Raw genomic sequence first — 1,937 nt, 5'->3', positions numbered from 1 at the left:
ATCCCATTCAGACGCCGGATAGATTCAAGCAAGCCAACTTGTCGTCAAAATCGGTGTTGCAAAAACGGGAGTGACCATAGATTCCGTTTTCTGAGGCGACCCCCACATAGAGACCTTCCCGGTCATTCACTTTGTAGAGTTTGTCCCTGGGCTTGAGATTGCGCAGCTTGGTATCGGTCAGCATGTACCTTGTCCTTCTTCGTCTCCGATACCCACTCGATTGTAAACAAGCACACAAAACCCTTTAGTGACAACAATTTGCAAGAACTATCAGGCTCAGTGCCATGAAAAATACCATGACCAGATCATGAGGTTGAACACGGCTTGCGCCGGCAGCGTTCACGCTCCTGGTCGGCGATCTCGCCCGGCTGCAATGCTAGCTCAGCATCGGTCATGCGCTCCAGCACGTCGCGTAGGCGGATGGTGCAAGGAATGGGCGGCAGCTCGAACTCATAGCCGCCGGCGATCATTTCGGCCGCAATCTCCTCGGTGATGAAAAACGGCTCGTCGTCTTGGTTCGGCTTCTTCATGCCCTTTCCTCCTGGCGCTCATCCTGGCCGACAGCGGCCAGGGCATCGGCTTCCGTCAATGCGTCCTCCACGAACGCGCCGTGCTGCTTCGCTTCGGCCTGGCTGACCTCGGCCCATATCCGTTTCACCTGGGCCGCACTGTACCCGGCCAGCTCGGCGGTCTTGTTGATGCTGTAGCCGGACTTGCGCAGCGCGACAACTTGGGCGCGGCGCTTCGGATCAGCACGGCGGCCCTTGTACCGCCCGGCCTGGCGGGCCAACTCAATGCCTTGGCGCTGGCGTTCGCGCCTGTCCTCGTAGTCGTCGCGGGCCATCTGCAAGGCCAGGCGAAAAAGCATGATCTGCACGGCTTCCAGCACGATCTTGGCGACGCCCTGGGCCTCGGCCGCCAGGTCGGATAGATCGACCACGCCAGGGACGGCCAGGCTTGCGCCTTTGGCCTGTATCGAGGCCACCAGGCGCTCGGCCTCGGGCAAAGGTAGGCGGCTGATGCGGTCGATCTTCTCGGCAATGACCACCTCGCCGGGCTGTAGGTCGCCGATCATGCGCAGCAGCTCAGGCCGGTCGGCGCGTGCGCCGGATGCCTTCTCACGGTAGATGCCGGCGACGTAGTAGCCGGCGGCCTTCGCGGCCGTAGTGATCGCCTCTTGGCGTTCCAAGTCCTGCGCGTCGGTGCTGACGCGCAGATAGACCCGCGCCACCATCGGCGCGGCTACTGGCTTCGTCCTGCGCATACTTGCGGGCTCCTTTGGGCATACGCAAAGTGTCCGGTCATGCTACCCCCGGCCAAAAAGGCCGTCATGCGATTTATCTTGGCCGGGTCGTTATTGGCGGGTCTAAATGGCCGCTCCGTGGATCTCATCGCCAGAAATGGCGATGCGAGATCCAGGGCAGGGCGGCCGCCATCGTCAGACCTGGCGATGGTCGACGCCGGCGCGCATCGTCGGATGTGGCGATGCGAGCTCGAGGTCGGTGGCCACCGCCGGCGACCTGGTGCCATCGTCGGCAATGGCGATGCTGCAGCTCGACGTGCGCGGCCTGGTCGTCTCGGCATCGTCGGATGCGGCGATGCTCGAGCGAGGCGAAAAAAAACCGCCTCGGGGTGTCCGAGGCGGCAAGTCTGCATGCGGTTCAGGGAGGAAGAAACCGCGCCGGCGATCAGGGAGGAAAACCGCGCGGCCTGATGTGCAGCTCGGCCACTTTAGCCGGATTTTTCGACTTATCCGATGCGAGCGGCCCGCCGTGGGCGCTGCTCGATCTGCTGTTGCTTTTTCTCGACGTGCTTCTGCTCCTGGTGCTGCTGCTCGTCGCGCGGCACTGTTGCAAAGTTAGCGATGAGGCAGCCTTTTGTCTTATTCAAAGGCCTTACATTTCAAAAACTCTGCTTACCAGGCGCATTTCGCCCAG

The 1,937-nt window shown here is 61.5% G+C and carries 3 protein-coding genes and 1 pseudogene; 1 reads left to right on the top strand and 3 read right to left on the bottom strand.

Annotation, left to right across the window (positions count from 1 at the left end; translation table 11 throughout):
* Window positions 1–79 precede the first annotated feature (79 nt).
* The 3 genes and pseudogenes from LZP96_RS23800 to LZP96_RS23790 form a co-directional block, all read right to left on the bottom strand.
* Window positions 80–184, bottom strand: a pseudogene (locus LZP96_RS23800) (Arm DNA-binding domain-containing protein); the annotation flags it as partial.
* Window positions 185–305: 121 nt separating this feature from the next.
* Window positions 306–530, bottom strand: a complete 225-nt coding sequence (locus LZP96_RS23795; RefSeq protein WP_000743213.1) for a hypothetical protein — start codon at window positions 528–530, stop codon at window positions 306–308.
* A complete protein-coding gene (locus LZP96_RS23790; protein WP_001446887.1) occupies window positions 527–1,264 on the bottom strand; it encodes a recombinase family protein in 738 nt (245 codons plus the stop codon). The genes LZP96_RS23795 and LZP96_RS23790 overlap by 4 nt, the downstream gene beginning before the upstream one ends.
* Before the next feature lie 368 nt (window positions 1,265–1,632).
* Here LZP96_RS23790 and LZP96_RS23785 point away from each other — a divergent pair.
* Window positions 1,633–1,937 (top strand): hypothetical protein (locus tag LZP96_RS23785; protein WP_202816085.1); only part of this gene is annotated, 305 nt, incomplete at its 3' end.

Source organism: Huaxiibacter chinensis, assembly GCF_022171985.1.
Classification (GTDB): Bacteria; Pseudomonadota; Gammaproteobacteria; order Enterobacterales; family Enterobacteriaceae; genus Enterobacter; species Enterobacter chinensis_A.
The sequence above is the reverse complement of the archived record's forward strand: the minus strand, read 5'-3'. Positions and strand labels throughout refer to the sequence as shown.